19 protein-coding genes and 5 tRNA genes are annotated in these 18533 nt (G+C 58.1%); 18 read left to right on the forward strand and 6 right to left on the reverse strand.

The annotated features are described in order from the left end of the window. The first annotated feature begins 141 nt into the window (after window positions 1-141). Complete coding sequence (locus tag IG168_RS15295; protein ID WP_319024728.1) at window positions 142-1281, forward strand: ATP-NAD kinase family protein; 1140 nt, start codon at window positions 142-144, stop codon at window positions 1279-1281. A 2-nt stretch (window positions 1282-1283) separates the two neighbouring features. After that, window positions 1284-2216: a class I SAM-dependent methyltransferase gene (locus IG168_RS15300; RefSeq protein WP_193165294.1), complete on the forward strand. Its 933-nt coding sequence runs from the start codon at window positions 1284-1286 to the stop codon at window positions 2214-2216. A gap of 66 nt (window positions 2217-2282) precedes the next feature. Here the strand turns inward: IG168_RS15300 and IG168_RS15305 are convergent, their stop codons facing one another. Together IG168_RS15305 and IG168_RS15310 are read right to left on the reverse strand one after the other, a co-directional pair. Next, window positions 2283-2699, reverse strand: coding sequence for a hypothetical protein (locus IG168_RS15305; RefSeq protein WP_226877027.1), 417 nt, complete (start codon window positions 2697-2699; stop codon window positions 2283-2285). Continuing rightward, complete coding sequence (locus tag IG168_RS15310; RefSeq protein ID WP_193165295.1) at window positions 2696-3910, reverse strand: pyridoxal phosphate-dependent aminotransferase; 1215 nt, start codon at window positions 3908-3910, stop codon at window positions 2696-2698. Before IG168_RS15310 ends, IG168_RS15305 begins: the two co-directional genes overlap by 4 nt. Window positions 3911-3990: 80 nt before the next feature. Here IG168_RS15310 and msrB point away from each other — a divergent pair, with 80 nt between their 5' ends. The 11 genes from msrB to IG168_RS15365 all read left to right on the forward strand — a co-directional run bounded on the left by msrB (window position 3991) and on the right by IG168_RS15365 (window position 10620). Continuing rightward, window positions 3991-4392, forward strand: a complete 402-nt coding sequence (msrB, locus tag IG168_RS15315) for a peptide-methionine (R)-S-oxide reductase MsrB (protein WP_193165296.1) — start codon at window positions 3991-3993, stop codon at window positions 4390-4392. A gap of 10 nt (window positions 4393-4402) precedes the next feature. Next, window positions 4403-5155, forward strand: coding sequence for a DUF1499 domain-containing protein (locus tag IG168_RS15320; protein WP_193165297.1), 753 nt, complete (start codon window positions 4403-4405; stop codon window positions 5153-5155). A gap of 175 nt (window positions 5156-5330) precedes the next feature. Continuing rightward, window positions 5331-5406: transfer RNA gene (locus IG168_RS15325), tRNA-Glu, on the forward strand. 1 nt (window position 5407) lies between these two features. Continuing rightward, window positions 5408-5483 (forward strand) — tRNA-Gly (locus tag IG168_RS15330). A gap of 123 nt (window positions 5484-5606) precedes the next feature. Then, window positions 5607-5682 (forward strand) — tRNA-Glu (locus IG168_RS15335). Window positions 5683-5726: 44 nt separating this feature from the next. After that, window positions 5727-5802, forward strand: a tRNA-Gly gene (locus IG168_RS15340). Window positions 5803-5937: 135 nt separating this feature from the next. Next, window positions 5938-6870, forward strand: coding sequence for an ABC transporter ATP-binding protein (locus IG168_RS15345; RefSeq protein WP_193165298.1), 933 nt, complete (start codon window positions 5938-5940; stop codon window positions 6868-6870). Further along, window positions 6867-7640, forward strand: a complete 774-nt coding sequence (locus tag IG168_RS15350) for an ABC transporter permease (RefSeq protein WP_193165299.1) — start codon at window positions 6867-6869, stop codon at window positions 7638-7640. The genes IG168_RS15345 and IG168_RS15350 overlap by 4 nt, the downstream gene beginning before the upstream one ends. A 14-nt stretch (window positions 7641-7654) precedes the next feature. Next, window positions 7655-8491 (forward strand): NADPH-dependent 7-cyano-7-deazaguanine reductase QueF, encoded by an 837-nt coding sequence (gene queF, locus IG168_RS15355; protein WP_193165300.1) that lies wholly within the window; start codon window positions 7655-7657, stop codon window positions 8489-8491. A 125-nt stretch (window positions 8492-8616) separates the two neighbouring features. Then, a complete protein-coding gene (locus IG168_RS15360) occupies window positions 8617-9138 on the forward strand; it encodes an HdeD family acid-resistance protein (RefSeq protein WP_193165301.1) in 522 nt (173 codons plus the stop codon). Between the two features lie 42 nt (window positions 9139-9180). Further along, window positions 9181-10620: an alpha/beta hydrolase gene (locus IG168_RS15365; RefSeq protein WP_193165302.1), complete on the forward strand. Its 1440-nt coding sequence runs from the start codon at window positions 9181-9183 to the stop codon at window positions 10618-10620. A 45-nt stretch (window positions 10621-10665) separates the two neighbouring features. Here the strand turns inward: IG168_RS15365 and IG168_RS15370 are convergent, their stop codons facing one another. After that, a complete protein-coding gene (locus tag IG168_RS15370; protein WP_193165303.1) occupies window positions 10666-12060 on the reverse strand; it encodes an adenylate/guanylate cyclase domain-containing protein in 1395 nt (464 codons plus the stop codon). A gap of 236 nt (window positions 12061-12296) precedes the next feature. Between IG168_RS15370 and IG168_RS15375 the strand changes: the two genes are divergently transcribed. Together IG168_RS15375 and IG168_RS15380 are read left to right on the forward strand one after the other, a co-directional pair. After that, complete coding sequence (locus tag IG168_RS15375; RefSeq protein ID WP_193165304.1) at window positions 12297-12863, forward strand: nitroreductase family protein; 567 nt, start codon at window positions 12297-12299, stop codon at window positions 12861-12863. A gap of 81 nt (window positions 12864-12944) precedes the next feature. Then, a tRNA-Ser gene (locus IG168_RS15380) sits at window positions 12945-13032 on the forward strand. A gap of 441 nt (window positions 13033-13473) precedes the next feature. Here IG168_RS15380 and IG168_RS15385 read toward each other — a convergent pair. Continuing rightward, on the reverse strand, window positions 13474-13911 hold the full coding sequence (locus IG168_RS15385) for a YybH family protein (RefSeq protein ID WP_193165305.1): 438 nt from the start codon (window positions 13909-13911) through the stop codon (window positions 13474-13476). Window positions 13912-14169: 258 nt separating this feature from the next. Between IG168_RS15385 and IG168_RS15390 the strand changes: the two genes are divergently transcribed. The 3 genes from IG168_RS15390 to IG168_RS15400 all read left to right on the forward strand — a co-directional run bounded on the left by IG168_RS15390 (window position 14170) and on the right by IG168_RS15400 (window position 15648). Further along, a complete protein-coding gene (locus IG168_RS15390; protein ID WP_319024729.1) occupies window positions 14170-14586 on the forward strand; it encodes a nuclear transport factor 2 family protein in 417 nt (138 codons plus the stop codon). Between the two features lie 182 nt (window positions 14587-14768). Beyond that, window positions 14769-15101: a PAS domain-containing protein gene (locus tag IG168_RS15395; RefSeq protein ID WP_193165306.1), complete on the forward strand. Its 333-nt coding sequence runs from the start codon at window positions 14769-14771 to the stop codon at window positions 15099-15101. Between the two features lie 139 nt (window positions 15102-15240). Continuing rightward, window positions 15241-15648: a nuclear transport factor 2 family protein gene (locus IG168_RS15400; RefSeq protein WP_193165307.1), complete on the forward strand. Its 408-nt coding sequence runs from the start codon at window positions 15241-15243 to the stop codon at window positions 15646-15648. A 376-nt stretch (window positions 15649-16024) separates the two neighbouring features. Here the strand turns inward: IG168_RS15400 and IG168_RS15405 are convergent, their stop codons facing one another. Together IG168_RS15405 and IG168_RS15410 are read right to left on the reverse strand one after the other, a co-directional pair. Further along, complete coding sequence (locus tag IG168_RS15405; RefSeq protein ID WP_193165308.1) at window positions 16025-16966, reverse strand: AEC family transporter; 942 nt, start codon at window positions 16964-16966, stop codon at window positions 16025-16027. Between the two features lie 483 nt (window positions 16967-17449). Beyond that, window positions 17450-18250, reverse strand: coding sequence for an IclR family transcriptional regulator (locus IG168_RS15410; RefSeq protein ID WP_193165309.1), 801 nt, complete (start codon window positions 18248-18250; stop codon window positions 17450-17452). Window positions 18251-18533: the final 283 nt, after the last annotated feature.

An 18533-nucleotide genomic window follows, 5' to 3' on the forward strand; every position in this document is an offset into this window, starting at 1 on the left:
CGCAGGCGATGTTCCAATGGCCCGGGCCTTTGACCGGTTGCGGCGGGAGTACCCGGAGCGACTCGAATTTTCCCACTACAGTGTCGACAGTGCGGCACTGGACTCCGCGCTGCAACGGCAACTGGCGATTCTGGGGTTGCAGTGAATATCAAGAAGCTCGGCCTGATCATCAATCCGTGGGCCGGCGTCGGCGGTCCCGCCGGTCTCAAGGGCAGCGACGGTGCCGATACCGTGGCGCAGGCGCTTGCTGCGGGATCCGAGCCGCAGGCCCACAAGCGCGCGGCCACTGCATTGACTGCGCTGCAACCTTTTGCCGGGCAGCTGGAGATCCTCTGCTTTGCCGGCAACATGGGGGAGCTGGTTGCTGAAGAGGGTGGATTCACAACACGCGTGGTCGGCGCGGCGGCGACAGATCCGTCGACACCGGAGGACAGCGAGCGCGCTGCGCAAACCATTCGCGACGCCGGCGCCGACCTGATTATTTTTGTCGGCGGCGACGGCACCGCGCGCAATATGGTCAATGCGCTGGGTGACAACTTCCCGGTGCTGGGAATTCCCGCAGGTGTCAAAATGCACTCCGCCTGTTTTGCGATTTCGCCGCGGGCTGGCGGCGAGGTGCTGCGCCGGTTGTTGACCGGGCAGCTGGTGGATCTGCACGAGCACGAAGTGCGCGATATCGACGAGAAATCCTTTCGCGAAGGGCGGGTGAGTACCCGCTACTACGGCGAGCTGCTGGTGCCGGAGGAAGGACATTTCCTGCAGGCGGTCAAAAATGCCGGCCGCGAAGTGGAGGAGCTGGCGGTCGCGGACATCGCTGCGGATATTGTCGAAGACCTGGATCCGCAGACTCTCTATATCGTCGGGCCGGGCTCAACCACACTCGCGGTACTGAGCGAGCTGGGTTGCGACGGTACATTGCTGGGGGTGGATCTGGTCAGGGACGGGGAACTGGTCGCTGAGGACGTCAGTGCGCCGGAAATCGAGCGCGCCATCGCCGCGCATGACGGCCCGGTGAAAATCATTCTGACCGCCATCGGTGGGCAGGGCCACCTGATCGGACGCGGCAACCAGCAATTCTCGCCGGCGGTACTACGGTCGGTCGGCCGCGACAACCTGATTGTCGTCGCCACCAAGACCAAGATTACCGAACTCGGTGGCCGTCCGTTACTGGTGGACAGCGGTGATGCCGAGCTCGACGAACACTGGAGCGGTTTTATTCGCGTGGTCACCGGTTACCGGGACGCGATTCTCTATCCGCTCAGCAACGGAGATTTATCCTAGAAATGGCGACAGACTGGACTGCCCTGCTGGAACAGGTGGAAAGCAAATTTAGTGAAGCGCAGCCGGACAGTCGGCGCCTGTTTCACGGCCGCGGGCGCTGCTACCCGGGGCTGGAGCAGGTATGCGTGGACAGTTTTTTTCCCGCAATACTGGTGACTTTTTTCGAGGAGTACGCAGGCGAGGAAGCACTCTGCGAGCGGCTGTGGGAAATGGCTGCAGCGCAGGGTTACCAGGGAATTGCGGTGCAGCGCCGGTATCAACCGGGCGCGCCGATCACCTGGCCCTGTGGTGCGCCGGTGGCGGCACCTGAGGCGCGCCGCGGTGAACTGCGCTTCCCGCTGACCTTCGAGCGGCAGAATGTGGGATTTTTCCTCGATATCGAGCCGGGCCGCCACTGGCTCGAAGAGCAGGTGCGCAGCCACAGCGAAACGGAAAACCTGAAACTGCTGAACCTGTTCGCCTTTACTTGCGCATTTTCCGTGGTGGCGCGCGCGGCCGGCGAGTTGGATGTACTCAATATTGACGTGAACCGCGGCGTATTGAACCGCGGCCGCGAAAATCACCTGTCGAACAAGCTGCCTTTAAAGGGCATCAAATTTCTGCAGCTGGATGCACTGCGCGATTTCAACCGCTTCGATCGGCGCGGTCCCTTCCAGCTGGCCGTGGTGGATCCCCCCACGCGCCAGAAAGGGCGTTTCGATGTCAGTGAGAATTACGGCAAGCTGCTGCAGCTGTTACCGGGTTGCCTGGCGGACGAAGCGGAACTGCTGATGGTGATGAACTCCCCGCGCCATAGCGAGGCCCATTTCCGTGCGCTGATCGAAGAGTCGGATATCCGCTATGAAGTGGTGGAGCGGCTGCCGCAGAATCCGGATTTTCCCGACCGGGATCCGGATGCGGCGCTGAAAATGCTGCACGTCAGGTTTCGCCGATAATTTCACTGGAGATCCTGTGGGCGCGATCGGCGATCGCGCCCGTATTGTGAAGTGCCCGAAGCGCGCTTACAGAGCAGAGAACTCCCGCATCAATCGCTCCATCAATTCCTGCAATTGCGGCGACGAACCACCGCGCACGGCGCTGTTCAGCAGTTCAGCGTTGCTCTCGCCACTCTCCAGCTTGTTCACCAGTAACAGGAAGCCCTTGTGGCTCAATACCGCTTCCTCCACGGCTTCCTGGCGGACCAGCTGTCCGAAACCGATATAACCGCTCTGTTTCAGCCAGGTCATGGCGCCGAGGCAGGCGAGGTGGCGCGGCGAGTGCAGACCGAACTCGTCCGGTGTGTCGGGCCCGGCGATATCCTCGACATACACGGTCGACGGTGCGGGGAACTGGCCGAACAGCGCCAGCAGGATTCTGCCGGCATCGCGGTAAAAGTCGTGAATATGCAGGTCGTCGAGCATTACTTCTATTGCATTCAAGCGGTGTAGCGTTCCAGGAAGTAACCCAGGCGATCGATTGCGTGGGAGAGGTCATCTGCACGCGGCAGGAAGACGATACGCAGGTGATCGGGGGCGTCCCAGTGAAAGGCGCTGCCCTGCACCAGCAGGATTTTTTCCTGGCGCAGGAAGTCGAGCACAAGGTGTTCGTCGTTGTGGATCTTGTAGCGATCCAGGTGCAGCTTCGGGAACAGGTAGATGGCACCGCTCGGTTTGCTACAGCTGACACCGGGAATGTCGTTCAGCATGCGGTAGGCGAGGTCGCGCTGCTGGCGCAAGCGTCCGCCGGGCAATACCAGGTCATTGATACTCTGGTAGCCACCCAGTGCCGTCTGTACTGCGAACATGGCGGGGACATTGCCGCACAAACGCATGGAAGACAGGATGTCCATCCCCTCGATAAAGCCTTTCGCGCGATGCTTGTCGCCGGTCACTATCATCCAGCCGGAGCGAAAGCCCGCCAGTCGATAGGATTTTGACAGGCCGTTGAAGCTCAGGCATAGCACGCCCTCGGCCAGCTTGGCCATCGGCGTGAACTCGGCATCGTCGTAGAGGATTTTGCTGTAAATTTCGTCCGCGAAAATGACCAGGTCGTTGGCGCGGGCCAGCTCGACGATCTCTTCCAGCAGCGCGCGCGGGTAGACGGCGCCGGTCGGGTTGTTGGGGTTGATGACTACAATTCCGCGGGTGCGCGGCGTAATCTTGGCCTTGATATCGTCGATGTCCGGCAGCCAGTCCGCCTGTTCGTCGCAGCGATAGAGTACCGGTTTGGCGCCGGTCAGGTTGGTCGCGGCCATCCACAGTGGGTAGTTCGGCATCGGCAGTAGGAGTTCGTCGCCATCGTTCAGCAGCGCCTGGGTCGCCATGGAGATCAGCTCGGATACGCCGTTGCCGAGGTAGATATCATCGATATCGACACCGTCGATTCCGAGTGTCTGGCACTCCTGCATGATGGCCTTGCGCGCGGCGAACAGTCCCTTGGATTCCACATAGCCCTGGGCCTGGGAAAGGTTGTGAATGACATCCTGGATAATCTCGTCCGGGGCGTCGAAACCGAAGGGGGCTGGGTTGCCGATATTCAGCTTGAGAATACGGTGACCTTCCTCCTCCATGCGGCTGGCCTGTTCCATGACCGGTCCGCGGATTTCGTAACAGACGCCGTGCAGCTTTTCCGACTTGTGAATGTCATTCATGATGGCAGTGGTAATCCCTGGTGCACTTGCCGCGGGAGCTGCCGCTCCTGCAGGCGGATAAGGAATAAGGAAGACAGAGTATGTCAAAAGAAAAAGACGATAACTACTGGCGCGACAAGCTCTCGCCGGAAGAATTTCACGTTTGCCGTGAAGCCGGCACCGAGCGGCCTTTCAGTGGAGAGTACTGGGATACATTCGAGGACGGCGTCTACCGCTGCCGCTGTTGTGGTGAGGTGCTGTTCGAGTCGGAATCCAAGTTTGATGCCGGCTGTGGCTGGCCGAGTTTCGACAGTGAGGTGCAGAAGGGCAAGGTGGAAGAGCGAGTCGACAATAGTCTCGGTATGCAGCGCACGGAGATCCTCTGTGCCAAATGTAACAGTCATCTGGGGCATGTCTTTCCAGATGGCCCGACAGAGACAGGATTGCGCTACTGTGTGAATTCGCTGTCGGTGAAACTGGATCCCGACCGGGAAGAAAAATAGGGAGAGACCCATGCGGAATACCCACTGGAGTCGCTGGCTGGTGCGCGTGCAATGGCTATTGTTGGCCATCATCTTCTTCGCGGGGCTGGCTCTGCGCCTCGATCTGGTCAACTTCCGCCCCATCTTTCACGTATTCAAATATGCCGGGCTCGCCGCGCTGGGCGTCGCGCTGCTGAGTATCCTGGTGTTTATCTGGGGGCTGGTGAAACGCCACCCCGAGAGTCGCCGCGCGGCACTCTGGGCGGTGGTCCTGGGCCTGCTGCCGGTGGCGGTACCGCTGTTGACGGTCGGCAGGAGCAACTTCGAAGTGCCGCCGATACACGATATCAGTACCGACCTGCAGAATCCGCCCCAGTATCAGGCGGTCCTGTCGCTGCGCAAGAAAACCGACAACAGTGCCAAGTACGGTGGCGAGGCCGTGGCGGAACAGCAGCGCCTGGCGGATATCTATGCGGATATCCAGCCGTTGCAGCTCGAGCTGCCCGTAGCCCGGGCGACGGAACTCGCGGCCGACGTGGCCAATGACCTCGGCTGGCGGGTTGTGGCCGAGAACCCGGCGCAGGGACATCTGGAGGCTGTGGACCGGACGCTGCTGTTGGGATTCAGCGATGATGTCGTGGTCAGGGTGACCGAGGATAAAGGTGGCTCACGGGTGGATATCCGTTCCAGCTCCCGGGTGGGGCAGAGCGATCTGGGTGCGAACGCCAAGCGTATCCGCAGTTTTCTGACCGAGCTGGAGGTCCGCGCCCACGAGGTGGAGTAGGGCGCAATCGCCACAAACCGGCAAGTTGGGTAAGTGCCTGACTATAAAAGAAAAAAATACAAAGAAAGTTCGCACTCGGGTGTTGACAGCCCCCCGGGTGCTACATAGAATGCGCCCCACTTCTGACGCAGAGCGGATCTTTGAGACGCCAAACAACGCGAACGAAGTCGTCCGGGTCCCCTTCGTCTAGAGGCCTAGGACACCGCCCTTTCACGGCGGTAACAGGGGTTCGACTCCCCTAGGGGACGCCACGCGGGAATAGCTCAGTTGGTAGAGCGCAACCTTGCCAAGGTTGAGGTCGCCGGTTCGAACCCGGTTTCCCGCTCCAGTTTTCATTCTTTGTAGAGTGACGCCTAGATCGCACTACAGGGAGTTGCTACTAGAATTTCTGGTAGCGAAGCCACCGGCAGTGTGGCAGCATTGGTTCTTCGGGGCCAAGTGCAAGTTTTCTGTCCCCATCGTCTAGAGGCCTAGGACACCGCCCTTTCACGGCGGTAACAGGGGTTCGACTCCCCTTGGGGATGCCATATTCGGCAGCCTGCGCAAAGCGCGGCTGCAGATGACAGAAAAAGCGGGAATAGCTCAGTTGGTAGAGCGCAACCTTGCCAAGGTTGAGGTCGCCGGTTCGAACCCGGTTTCCCGCTCCAGTTTATAAGGCCGCTCTTAGAGCGGCTTTTTTTTTCTCCAACTATTTCTGCCGCTGCGTAGCGCCTTTCCCTTTGACCGGTTGAAATATACTGCCCAAGCGCGTTGAATAGCGCCTTCAATTCTAGGAGACAGTAATGACCGCAGCGCTCTCCATTCAAAATCTGCAGAAAATCTACGACAACGGCTTCCAGGCTCTGAAGGGCATCAGTTTCGAAGTGCAGCCCGGGGATTTCTTTGCTTTGCTGGGCCCCAACGGTGCCGGTAAATCCACCACTATCGGTATCATCTGTTCACTGGTGCGCAAAACCGGTGGCAGCGTTTCCATCTTCGGTGTCGACATCGACAAGAATTTTCCCAAGGCGAAGCAGCTACTGGGCGTAGTGCCGCAGGAATTCAACTTCAGCCAGTTTGAAAAGGTGTTCGATATCGTCGCCACCCAGGGCGGTTTCTACGGAATGCCGCGGGCGCTGGCAGAGGAGCGAACCGAGAAATACCTCAAGCAGCTCGGCCTGTGGGACAAGCGCAATGTCCAGGCGCGCATGCTGTCCGGCGGCATGAAGCGCCGCCTGATGATTGCCCGGGCCCTGATCCATGAGCCCCGGCTACTGATTCTCGACGAGCCCACCGCCGGCGTGGACATCGAGCTGCGCCGCTCTATGTGGACCTTCCTGCAGGAGATCAACGCGCAGGGCACCACTATCATCCTCACCACGCATTACCTGGAAGAGGCGGAGAGCCTGTGCCGCAATATCGCCATCATCGATAAGGGCGATATCGTCGAGAACACTTCGATCAAGTCGCTGCTCAAGACCCTGAGCCGCGAGACATTCATCCTGGATACGGCTGAGTCCCTGCAGGGGGCGCCGGACTTCGGCAGCTTTAACGGGCGCCTGGTGGACGAGCACAGTCTCGAGGTAACGGTAGAGAAGGGGCAATCCCTCAATGAACTGTTCACCGGTCTGGGTGCGCAGGGGATTTCCGTAGTGAGTATGCGCAACCGCGCCAACCGGCTGGAGGAACTGTTTGTGTCCCTGCTGGCCGATGAAAAACAGGAGGAAGCCCGATGAACAGCAGTGCAATCTGGACTTCTTTCAGCACCATCCTGCGCCGTGAAGTACGCCGCTTTACCCGTATCTGGCCGCAGACGCTGGTACCGCCGGTGATTACCATGTCGCTGTACTTTGTCATTTTCGGCGCGTTGATCGGCAGCCGTATCGGCGATATGGGTGGCTTCAGCTATATGGAGTTTGTCGTGCCCGGCCTGATCATGATGTCGGTAATCACTAACTCCTACTCCAACGTGGTGTCGTCTTTCTACAGCGCGAAGTTCCAACGCAGTGTCGAGGAACTGCTGGTATCGCCGACCCCCAACTGGGTGATCATGGCCGGCTACGTGCTCGGCGGTGTATCGCGCGGCCTGATCGTGGGCCTGGTGGTGACACTGATCGCGCTCTTCTTTACGCACCTGAGCGTGCAGCATGTGGGGATCACCATTGCGATCGTGTTCCTGACGTCGGTGCTGTTTTCCCTGGCGGGCTTTATCAATGCCATCTTCGCCAACAGCTTTGACGATATCTCGATCATTCCCACATTCGTGCTGACACCACTGACCTATCTGGGTGGCGTCTTCTATTCGATTCAGCTGCTGTCACCTTTCTGGCAGGGATTATCAAAGCTCAACCCTATCCTGTATATGGTCAACGCCTTCCGCTACGGCGTGCTGGGTGTGTCCGATATCAATGTGGTGTGGGCCTTTGTCGGTGTGCTGGTGTTTATCGCACTGCTGTCTGCCTGGGGCCTGCACCTGATGAGCAACGGCAAACGCCTGCGGCACTGATGGGGTCTGCGCTCATGAGCAATGAAAGAGAAGACTGGCAGAACCTGCTGCTCGGCAAAGAGACCCGCTACGAGTCCAGCTACAATCCGCAGCTGCTGTTCCCGATCGAGCGCGCCGTTTCGCGGGCTCACCTGGGGCTGGCGGGTGGCGAACTGCCGTTCTTTGGCGAGGATGAGTGGTGGGGATTCGAGCTGTCGTGGCTGAACCCGAAAGGGTTGCCGCAGGTGGCCGTGGCCCGCTTCACTTTTCCCGCCACCAGTCCGCATATGGTGGAATCCAAATCGTTCAAACTGTATTTGAACTCTTTCAACCAGACACCGTTTGATTCCTGGCAGGTGGTGCGAAATATTCTCGTGCGGGATCTATCCGCTGCCGCCGGCGCTGCGGTGGCAGTAGAGCTGTTCGGCGTGGAAGACCCGCAGCTGGGTATAGCCAAGCCAGACGGATTCTGTCTGGACGGGCTGGATATCGAGACTCGTCATTACCAGCCGGATGCGGCCTTGCTGAAGCTGGACGGCGATCGCGGCCAGGTCAGTGAAAGGCTATACAGCCATCTGCTGCGCAGTAACTGCCCGGTTACCGGTCAGCCGGACTGGGCGACAGTCTGCTTCGATTACCGGGGCCCGGCACTGGATCGGGAAGGGCTGCTCGCCTATATCGTTTCATTCCGCGAACACCAGGATTTTCACGAGCACTGCGTCGAGCGGATCTTCTGTGACCTGCAACAGCTGGCCGAATTCGAAGAATTGACCGTCTGCGCGCGCTATACGCGCCGCGGCGGGCTGGATATCAATCCACTGCGCAGCACGACGCAGGGTGTGCCGTTGCCGCCCAGGTTTGCCCGTCAGTAACCGTTGCCTCCGGCGCCGCTTACCCGCGGCGCCGCCTCTCGCCTTTTTGCCTCCCGTCTTAATGCCCCGACTATAGTCTTTACTGGTAATAACGGTTCCGGATTCTGCGCAAGCGGGAGGTGCATATGCGCGATATGGGTTATGGCGGCAAGGCAATGACCGCGCTCGGTATTCTGACCATGATCCTGGGCGCACTGGCATTGCTGGCGCCGGGGTTCACCGGGCTTTCGCTCGCCATGGTGCTGGGTGTACTGGTGTTGTTCGGAGGCATTTTCCGCCTGATCTGGGCGTTTCGCTCCGGCAGTTTCACTAAGGGTATTCTGGGTATTGCGCTGGGGCTGCTGACGATCGTGGCGGCGGTGATACTGCTCAGTAATCCAGTGCTGCTGTCCGGTACCATTACAATATTATTGGCCATCTATTTTATCGTGGACGGCGCAGCTGAGCTGATTGCCGGAATTCGCGCGGCTCCCGAAACCGGGAAAATGTGGCTGACACTGGGTGGCATCATCTCAATCATTTTGGGCGTGATGGTGTGGACGCAGTTCCCGTATTCCGGAAACTGGATGCTCGGCATTATATTCGGGGTCAAACTTATCTTTATCGGTCTTATCATGGCCTCGGGCGCGCGGCCGGTGCGCGTCTAGCGTTTGCGCGTTGCCGGCCCGTCCCGGCAGTTTCGCCGCACCATGTGGTTTCGACGACTAGCCGGCTTTGCCGGCCTCTGCGTTCTCGCCTTTTTATTGATCCTGTCGATCGGGCTCGCCATCTATATCGCGCGGCTGCCAGACCTGCAGGTCTGGCACACGGCAATTCTGGACGCCGAGTTCACCGAAGATTCCCCTGTCTCTACCTTCAAGGAATACCTGGCGCTGGAAGATCGGCTGTTTGCCCAGCTCGATGAAAAAGTTTACAAAAAAACAGCACCGGCCACTCCCGACACCGTCAATCGCTACCGCCGCGGCAGCCTTGCCGACCCCGCTCGCTGGCCCACCAACTGGAACCGCAGTTTTTTACTGGAAGCGGAGCACCCGCGCCGTGTGGTTTTGCTGCTGCACGGGCTGACGGATGCGCCTTACAGTTTGCGACACCTGGCCCTGCGGCTGCACCGCTCAGGCGCCACGGTATTGGGGCTGCGTATCCCTGGCCACGGCACGGCACCATCGGGGCTGACGACTGTGACCTGGCAGGATATGGCGGCGGCAGTGAAGCTGGCGGCGAAACACTTGAATAAGCTCGGGGGCGGACAGCCGATTGATATTGTCGGTTACTCCAACGGTGCGGCCCTGGCCCTGCACTACACACTGCAAAGTATCGGTAATCCGTCGCTGCCCCACGTGCGGCATCTGGTGTTGCTGTCGCCGCAAATCGCTATCTCGCCAGCGGCGGGACTCGCCGTCTGGCAGGCTCGCCTGGGGCACCTGCTGGGATTGCGCAAGCTCGAGTGGAATGCCGTACACCTCGAATACGAGCCGTTTAAATACGGCTCCTTTGCCGTCAATGCCGCTGCACTGGCGCACCGTATTACCCTGGAAAACCAGCGCCGCCTGCGCGAGCTGGCGGAAGCGGGCAAGCTGGGCCAGATGCCGCCGATCCTGTCGTTCTCTTCGGTGATTGATGCGACGGTCGAGGCGCCGGCAGTGATCACGGAGCTGTTCAACCGGCTGCCGGCCGGGGGACACGAATTGGTGCTGTTCGATTTTAATCGCCAGGCCGGTGTGGAGCCCCTGCTCAACTGGAACCCCGACCCCATGCTCGATGCCGTGCGCAGAGCGTCGCCCCGGCATTACGGCTTGACGCTAGTGACCAATAGTGACCGCCAGTCGCTCGCCGTGATGGCCGCCCACTGGCCGCCGGACCAGCAGTCTGCGACCCGCACACCGCTGGGGCTGAGCTGGCCGAAGGAGGTCTATTCGCTGTCTCATGTGGCACTGCCATTTGCGTCGGACGATTCGGTCTATGGCGGCTTTCCTGCGGGCCCGGGTCCGGGAATTCATCTCGGCAACCTGGCCTGGCGCGGCGAGCGCGGCGCCCTGAGGATCAGTGCATCGTCTCAGCTGCGGCTGCGCTGGAATCCGTTCTATTCGTGGATGGAGGATCGGGCAGTCGGGTTTCTGGAATTGAATTGAAAGGAGGGTAAAGCGGGGAGGGCGGGTGTGCCCTCCCTCAAGGCATCACATAATGACCTTGCTCTTCAGAGTTGCAGCGGCCTTCTGCAATGACTGCAGCACCTTGTCTTTGTCGTAATTGCGGATCTTGTCGAGATCCAGATGCATCGAGAAACCCGGCGCATGGTCTTCCAGGTAGCTCTGTTGTCCGCCGAGGTTCTTGCGCAGGTCGGTGACCTGGTAGACCTTCACCGGTGTACTGAAACCTTTTACGGTAACGTGTCCCTTGTCGCGACACATGACCGAGTGTTTGATCAGTGCCCAGGACTCGTGACTGATCAGGATCTCGCCCGGCTGTGCAGCGCCCTCGAGACGGGCCGCCAGATTTACATGAGTGCCCATAACTGTATAGGACTGGTGGTTGGCGGTGCCGAAGATGCCGACAGTGCAGTAGCCGGTATTGATTCCCATGCGTACCTGCAGCGGCCGCGCGATTCCCTTGTTGTACCACTCCTGCTTCATCTCGCGCACACGCTTGCGCATTGCCAGCGCCATGGCCACGCAGCGCAGGGCGTCGGACTTGGGGCCCTTGCTCTGGTCATCGCCGAATACCACCATCACCGCATCGCCGATGAACTTGTCGATGGTCCCGCCGTACTGACCGGCGATTCGCGACATTTCGGACAGGTAGCTGTTCAGCAGCTGGGTGAAGGTTTCGGCCTCCAGCTCTTCGGTGAGCTGGCTGAAGTCCTTGATATCGGAGAAGAATACCGTGAGCAGTTTGCGCTCGGTGACCAGCTCGCCCTCGGTGCCGCTGGTCACCGCCCGCCACAGCCGCTGCGGCAGGTACTTGGACAGTTTGTAAGTGCGCATCTTACTGGTGTGTTGCTCTTTGGTGAGCTCCTGGTTGGCGCGCTTGAGCGATGAGATCTGCTTGTGGGTATAGAAGGCGTAGGCACAGAAATAAGTAAAGACCCCGATCAGGCTCGCAGCGCTGATGGTCAGGTCCGAATTCACCACCAGCGCCGGTTCGTGGATCAGGTAGCCGGCGCCGACCCCCATAAGCAACCCGGTATTGTGTTCGAACCAGCGGCGGCCGCCGCCCTCGGTCAGCGCATTGAACTGCACCATGGTGATGAACAGCAGTGAAGGCAGCAGGCTGAAATTGGCCAGTGCAATGGCCATGCCGATCAGGGTTGCATCGCAGAAGGAGAGGGCGCGCCTGGCCTGAAAGGCACTATCGCCGGTGAAATGGAGGCTGATCCGGTAGGCCACCACGGTATAGGCCAGCAGCAGGAAGGCCATGCCGAGCACTATGATCTTGTCCAATTCCCACGGCGCAGACCAGTTGACCGCATTGACCAACGTACCGGCCGCGGCAAAACAGATCAGGGTGCGGAAGTAGAGTGGATAACGGTGATCGATATTCCGCCCGCTAGTTTCCTCAGGCTGGTCCGGCATCTGGTTTTTCTTTTTCCATTTGTGCAGAAAGTGAACATGTCGCCTTGGCGTCAATCCGTGGGGTTCGTCCCGTCTTATTTGACCAGTCGGATTGACGTAACTACAGGCGGTGAAGTGTACTCCGCCAGAGAAAAGAATGCGAAATATCTCTCAGTGACCGCAATTGGCCCCGATCTCATGGGCCTGCCCGGCCCTGTGCGGTAAAATCCGCCCCCGTTTAATGACCGGAGAACCCAATGGACGCCCTGACTGCCCTGCATAACCGAGTATCCTGCGGCCTGCTGACTGATCCGGCCCCCAGCGCCCAGCAGCGGCAGGACATCTTCCGCGCCGCCCTGCGCGCCGCGGATCACGGCTGCCTGCGCCCCTGGCGGTTTCTGGTCATTGAGGGTGAAGCCCGCAACCGCCTCGGCGAGATTTTCCTGCGGGCCGCTGGGCGCGATGCCGCCGAGCCGCTGACCGACGCCCAGCGCGAGCGCACACTGGCAATGCCCCTGCGCGCCCCGCTGATCATCGTCGCTATCACCCGCCTGCAGGAGCACCCCAAGGTCCCGCACCTGGAGCAGCATATGTCCACCGCCGGCGCCGTGCAGGCCATGCTGACCGCAGCCTACGCCCAGGGTCTAGGTGCCTACTGGCGCACCGGGCCATTGGCCTACAGCCCCGTGGTTGCCGAGGGGCTCGGCCTGGCGGAAAACGAGCGAATCGACGGCTTCATCTACTGCGGCACCCGCCAGAAAGGCCCGCGGGAAGCGCCGAACCTGTCCCCGGATGATTATTTCAGCGATTGGGACGCTCACTAAGGGTTGCATCGGCGCCGCTGTTTATGTAAAGTGCGCGCTCGCTGAACGGGAGCTATGTTCCTGATTTAGCTCACAATTTGCGGTGAGGTGTCCGAGTGGTCGAAGGAGCACGCCTGGAAAGTGTGTATGTCGCAAGGCATCGAGGGTTCGAATCCCTCCCTCACCGCCACTAAATGAAAAAGCCCGGCTATATGCCGGGCTTTTTCGTTTAGGGCTGCTTAATTCGTGGATCGGGCTTGAATGGCTTGTCCTTCTCAATGCCAATTGCTGCAAAGTCGCCCCGGGGTGTTCGGATCAGAGCCATCGCTAGGCTTTTCCTGTTTCACCTCGTTCAAAAGAGCCCAAAGGAGAATTCACTCGGAGGGACAAAGTGAGAGGGATACCGGCCTCTGATTGTATCGAACCCAGTTCACGGGGCACTTGCGAGGCGTGTTTGGGTACGATTTTCTTATGCGACCGGTGGCAGTTGGTCACTGAAACCATGCCACCTTCGGGCGTCAAAAAGCATATCGATGCAATCAAAATGTCGCCGTTATCCATCTTTATACATTCCTCGCGACACAATTAAAGCCTCTCGGGGACGTCCGGTGGCAAGGAGCTGGCTGCTCAGTCAGGCGTTACGAGCGGTACCGGCGACTTCAATCCAATTGGGAAGGGCGTCCGCGTGATGGGCGACTATCTTCCACTGGCCATCTTCGCGCCGAAATACCGAAGTTTCCCTGCCTTCTAGCTCAACGCCAATACCCTGGGCATTGTTGACGACACCCTTCTCTACGAATTGCACAACCGCCATGTCTCCGTGGAGGATAATATGGCGTTCTACTTCCTCGATATGACCGCCCTGAGCCAAACGCGCCTGAGCCTGCCAGTCTCTCCACGTCGCGTCCCACCCAATGCGTAGACCACCCTCGGCGGACATATATGACGCATCATCGGAGTGGGAATAGATCTCGGCGAAAGGCGCTGGGTCGCCCTGGAGCATAGCGTTCAATGAGTCGAGCCAGGCCCTGTGCGCAGCTAATATGGCCGCACTCTCGTCTGTAGACATGAGTGATTCCTCCTCGACATCAAAATACCAATTCAGAGAAAGGACAAAGGCTACGCGAAGCAGCTATCTTAATTATTAAAGTTCTGTTGATAGCTGTCCGCCACAAAACTAGGCGCCGCAGCGGTCGCGGGTAAGCATGGGTTGCCGTCGCTGGTGATTCGCCCGCGGGAATAAACCTGGTCTGTAGATAACGTCATGTTCGAATTCGACCGTCGTTGTTCTAACTCATCGACGTCATAGATAGTGAGGGGCACCGCAGTGAACGACGCGCGAAAGGAAAAGGCAATCGCGATGGTCGAGCGATTTATGCTCGCATCAATGGAGGGTGATCGAGCGGTCACTGACGAGCTGATGTCACCGGATATCGAAGTGACATTCGTCGGCGGGCAAAAGCTCCGCAAACCAGAGGACATTAAGGCGGTCAATTCGCGACGCTATCGCAAAGTCTCAAAATCTATAGAGCGCTATGACGTTGCCTTCGAAGACGATGAAACTGTCGTATACAGCATAGGAACACTCTTTGGTACATGGCTCGATGGAGAATCATTTGAAGGCGATCGGTACGTAGACCGGTTCACCATCAGGGGCGAAAAGATCACAAGAATGGATGTATGGAACGACAGCGCGGAACGCTTGCTTGAACGCTCCGGCAATACGCGCCAGCGAGGAAACTAGCAAAGCATTGCAGCGGTTGGGGTAGAGTTGAGATGGCTTCTACGTTGGCTCTTCACACGGTTGATGCCGCTGAGTTTGGTCGTTGCGGCTTAACCTCGCCAATGAGTTAATCAATTCACATTCTTTGGAACTGATGCAGGCCGGGTGCACATCACGTCTTATTGCGGAGAGAGGCAGTTTTCATGGAAATCAAGGACCTCGAGATATTTAATGACATGCCGTTTCTATTTTGGGTGAAAGATGAAGCGGGCAAATACTTATGGGGTAATCAAACCATAACCCAACTTGCCGGAGAGGATATTGTAGGCAAGACCGACCGCGAGTTGCCTTGGGCGAAAAACGCCGATGCTCTACAGGCAGATGATCGAAAGGTGTTTGAAACAGGAGAGCCCTCCTATGTGCATGAGTACGTGGAAAAATCGAGTCAGGGAAAGGCAACGTTGAACGTTTGTAAATGGCTGGGCGAATTCGAGGGGAATAAGCGCTGTTTCGGAGTCTCCTTTATCATCCAATAACTAGTGGTGTGAGGCTGTGACGGCCGTGCAAGCGGAGGCAGTTCCCTGACGCGCGACCGAACGATGATTTACGCTACGACCCAGCAGCCTCTAAACCGGACGTTGGGTGATGAAAACTAGCAGAGAGGAAGGCAGAAGGGTGAGCAGAGAATGGGGGGAAATCGAGGCGCTCTGTCGGAGATATCTGGCTGCCTTGGAAAGTGGCGATCTGGAGTCCCTGCTGGCGAACTTTTCAGACGACGCGACGGCCACATCGCCAATTTCGGGAAAACAGCCGGCGGCGGACTTCTACGCCTACGTAATGCGAGTAACCAGTGATCGGAAGATGGCGCTCAAGACGATCTTCGTGGGGACCTCGAATCCGCGGCAGGCGGCAGTTCATGTGGCCTATACTCGTACAGTCGCAGATGGCCAGCCCGCGACCATTGAGGGCGTCGATATCTTCGAATTGACCGAGGACGGTAGCAAGATCTCCGCAATCACAATCATCTACGACACGGCGCCGGTTCGCGCAGAGTTTGACAGGCCGGGGGCCAGACGTAGATAGCGTTGGGCATAGTTCTATTCTTTGATAGTGGTGAGAAAGCTTACCTCTGTGAAACTCCCCCCAGCTCACCAGGCAGCTTGCCAGATATTGGTATACAGGGGTTGTGTATTTGGATTGTATTGAGAGCAAGTGCCGAGGGTTCGATCAACTCGCGAAGGCGAGTTGAGACCGAGGCAAAGCCGAGCCTGCAGGGGGAAAACACGCCCTAGCGCGTTTTGAGTCCACCCCTTTCGGGATTTCACTCCGACGATCATTCAGGCTACATGCCGGGCTTTTTCATTTAGTGGTGCTAAGGGGGGGCTGGATAGAACCCCCCGTAAGAACCGACCGGATCACCGGAGAAGGTGATCGCTCTAAGATCAGGCATCACTATGCCTTACCCCTTCGTAAGGGCGAGCACAATCGGCAACGTCACGATACTGGCCAGTGAACTGACAATCAGAGTTGACCCCGCCACATGGGACTCAAGTCCATAGCGCAAGCCGAACAAGGTACCGAAAAAGCCGGAGGGTAGAGCACACAGCAGAATTGCGGCGCGAGCAACGTTGTGTTCTATCGGAAGGGCCAGGATCAACCCGAAAACCAGCAGGGGATGGACCACGTTCTTCAGCACCGTGCCGCTCAGTACATTAGCACTCAATTCAATCGTCTGCGCCGACAGTATGAGCCCAGTCAAGAAGAGTGCGACGCCGCCAGCCGCCTGGCCGATCAATTGAAAAGAGTCTTTGACCGGCTCCGCCAGGGGGATTCCGAGCAGGGAGAATGTCATTCCGGCGAGCGGAGCAAACACGATAGGTTTGCTTAATGAACGGCCGATGCACTGCAGAGTTGCACGGGGACTCATCTTTCCACCCTCGGCAACCTTGTTGGCCTCAAGGATAGCCAGTGTCAGCGGTGACAGCACAATCGAACCGGTGGCGATTGCCAGGGCGACATAAATGGTATCGGTCGATCCGAACACGGCGGCTATCAGGGGTAGGCCTGCAGCCGCATAGTTGGGTGCGGCGATTGTGAGAGCCTGTACCCCTGCCTCGCTCGCGCCGAGCCGGAACAAGCGGCGCTGCATCCAAAAAGACAGCACGTAAAGCACAAGCATGGAGATGAAAAAGACCAATAGCAGCGGCCACTGTGCCAATAGCAGCGCCCGGGGCGTGGAAGCAGTTGCCACGAATAATGAGGCGGGAAGCGCAAAGTCCATCACCAGTGCGTTCAGTTCTGAGACGTGATGGTTGTCGATATCACGGATCCGGCCGGCAAAGTAGCCGAGTGCCATGACGGCGAAAATCGGTACCAGAGAGTTGAGCAGGATCTCTGTCATCGGATTGATCTTCCGCATTCTTGTACTTGGATGGACATGGTGGCGGCCAGGAGGTCGAGACAGTCACATCCGGAATATCTCAAAGGGTCACTCTACAGATGGAGCGCTGGCTAATTCGTCAGGGATGGAGCAGGCACGATAATCTACGCTACGTGTTTCCTTTTCGGTGTTTGACTTGATAGTACATTTGATGGGTGCTGTCGATTGACATAAATGCATAGAGGGGCGTGCATCGCCTGAAGACAAACCGTTTGAACATGTGCCTTAATGGTGTCGAAATTTTTCCAAATCAGTTTACTGGCACCCTAGCGATCGTGAATTCGGTACCTGAAATTGCTCCGGCAATAGGCTCTAATAAAGATCGAACGAAGCGGGATAAGATGGTCCTTCTCTGTTAAATCGGAAAACAGCGGACGCGGGTCTGCTTTTGGATGAGGCTTTGTGATTTCGCCACAGGAGAGTCTGAATCTGTGGCGAGACGGGTCAGAAATGAATGAGAGTGGCTTCGATATCCCGAACCATATTTTTCAACAGAGGTGCCACCTCCCGCTGCAGGTATTCCGGGCTGATTCGAAAGGCGGGGCCGCCTGCATTGAACACATAAATGCTGCCGCGGCCGAGGATTAGCGGCACCGCAATTCCATTGATATCCCTGTTCCACTCACCGAAAGAGGAACAGAAACCGGATTCTTCAAACTGCTGGACTGCCGCGTCGATACCCGCCTTGATCTTCGGCCATTTCTCTCCGTATTTATTCTCAATGTGCTTTTCGAGAAACTGCCGTTCTTCCGCCGGCAGGCTGGCCAGGTAGGCGCGTCCGGAAGCGCTGCGGGCGATGTCGATCTTGTCGCCGATTTCGTGGCGGAAGGTGGTGACGTCGGTGGGCGTGCAGTGTTCCAAGTAGATCATTTCCAGGCGGTCGCGATCCGAGAGCCCCACGGCGGTACCGGTATTGTTGGCCAGCTCCTGCATCTGTGGCTGGGCTATCCGGCGCACTGACAGGTTGGAGACGTAGGCGTATCCCAGCGCAAGTACACCGCTACCCAGCTGATATTTTTCCAGACGCTCGGAATAGGTCAGGTAACCCAGCTGGGTGAGGGTGTAGGTCAGGCGCGACACGCTGGACTTGGGCAGACCGGTACGCTGGGCAATTTCCTGATTGCCCAGGAAACCGTCACCTTGCTGGAAGGCCCGTAATACATCCAGCCCGCGGGCCAGTGCCTCGATAAACTTTCGGTCTTTTTCCTCGCCTTTTTCACGGGGAAGGCCGATGACTGAATTCATAAAATCTGTGTTCCGTGTGGGGAGCGGCAGTATACCCGAAATAACAGAGGCAGCATCCACCGGTGCTTTCCATCTCAGGGGTAAGATGTGAGTGGACACTCATATTTTTTGACTAATGTAGCAGGCTCCAATCGCATGGCCAAATCGCGCCCCGCAGACATCTTCACAAATTGTAGGGGCGGTTGAGTCATAGATTCTGTCTCTGGATTCGGCGGCAGAAACTCAGTGAAAGGCCGTGTAGACAAACCGTAAGCAACGGCGAGGCGGCCGGTGGGGTCGGGCG

The organism is Microbulbifer hainanensis, assembly GCF_014904735.1.
Taxonomy (GTDB): domain Bacteria; phylum Pseudomonadota; class Gammaproteobacteria; order Pseudomonadales; family Cellvibrionaceae; genus Microbulbifer; species Microbulbifer hainanensis.

What these genes read in the sequence shown, in the direction of transcription:
- IG168_RS15300 (WP_193165294.1), top strand. Translation starts at nt 1,284, where the DNA reads ATGGCGACAGACTGGACTGCCCTGCTGGAACAGGTGGAAAGCAAATTT.
- IG168_RS15310 (WP_193165295.1), bottom strand. Translation starts at nt 3,910, where the DNA reads ATGAATGACATTCACAAGTCGGAAAAGCTGCACGGCGTCTGTTACGAA.
- msrB (WP_193165296.1), top strand. Translation starts at nt 3,991, where the DNA reads ATGTCAAAAGAAAAAGACGATAACTACTGGCGCGACAAGCTCTCGCCG.
- IG168_RS15320 (WP_193165297.1), top strand. Translation starts at nt 4,403, where the DNA reads ATGCGGAATACCCACTGGAGTCGCTGGCTGGTGCGCGTGCAATGGCTA.
- IG168_RS15345 (WP_193165298.1), top strand. Translation starts at nt 5,938, where the DNA reads ATGACCGCAGCGCTCTCCATTCAAAATCTGCAGAAAATCTACGACAAC.
- IG168_RS15350 (WP_193165299.1), top strand. Translation starts at nt 6,867, where the DNA reads ATGAACAGCAGTGCAATCTGGACTTCTTTCAGCACCATCCTGCGCCGT.
- queF (WP_193165300.1), top strand. Translation starts at nt 7,655, where the DNA reads ATGAGCAATGAAAGAGAAGACTGGCAGAACCTGCTGCTCGGCAAAGAG.
- IG168_RS15360 (WP_193165301.1), top strand. Translation starts at nt 8,617, where the DNA reads ATGCGCGATATGGGTTATGGCGGCAAGGCAATGACCGCGCTCGGTATT.
- IG168_RS15365 (WP_193165302.1), top strand. Translation starts at nt 9,181, where the DNA reads ATGTGGTTTCGACGACTAGCCGGCTTTGCCGGCCTCTGCGTTCTCGCC.
- IG168_RS15370 (WP_193165303.1), bottom strand. Translation starts at nt 12,060, where the DNA reads ATGCCGGACCAGCCTGAGGAAACTAGCGGGCGGAATATCGATCACCGT.
- IG168_RS15375 (WP_193165304.1), top strand. Translation starts at nt 12,297, where the DNA reads ATGGACGCCCTGACTGCCCTGCATAACCGAGTATCCTGCGGCCTGCTG.
- IG168_RS15385 (WP_193165305.1), bottom strand. Translation starts at nt 13,911, where the DNA reads ATGTCTACAGACGAGAGTGCGGCCATATTAGCTGCGCACAGGGCCTGG.
- IG168_RS15395 (WP_193165306.1), top strand. Translation starts at nt 14,769, where the DNA reads ATGGAAATCAAGGACCTCGAGATATTTAATGACATGCCGTTTCTATTT.
- IG168_RS15405 (WP_193165308.1), bottom strand. Translation starts at nt 16,966, where the DNA reads ATGACAGAGATCCTGCTCAACTCTCTGGTACCGATTTTCGCCGTCATG.
- IG168_RS15410 (WP_193165309.1), bottom strand. Translation starts at nt 18,250, where the DNA reads ATGAATTCAGTCATCGGCCTTCCCCGTGAAAAAGGCGAGGAAAAAGAC.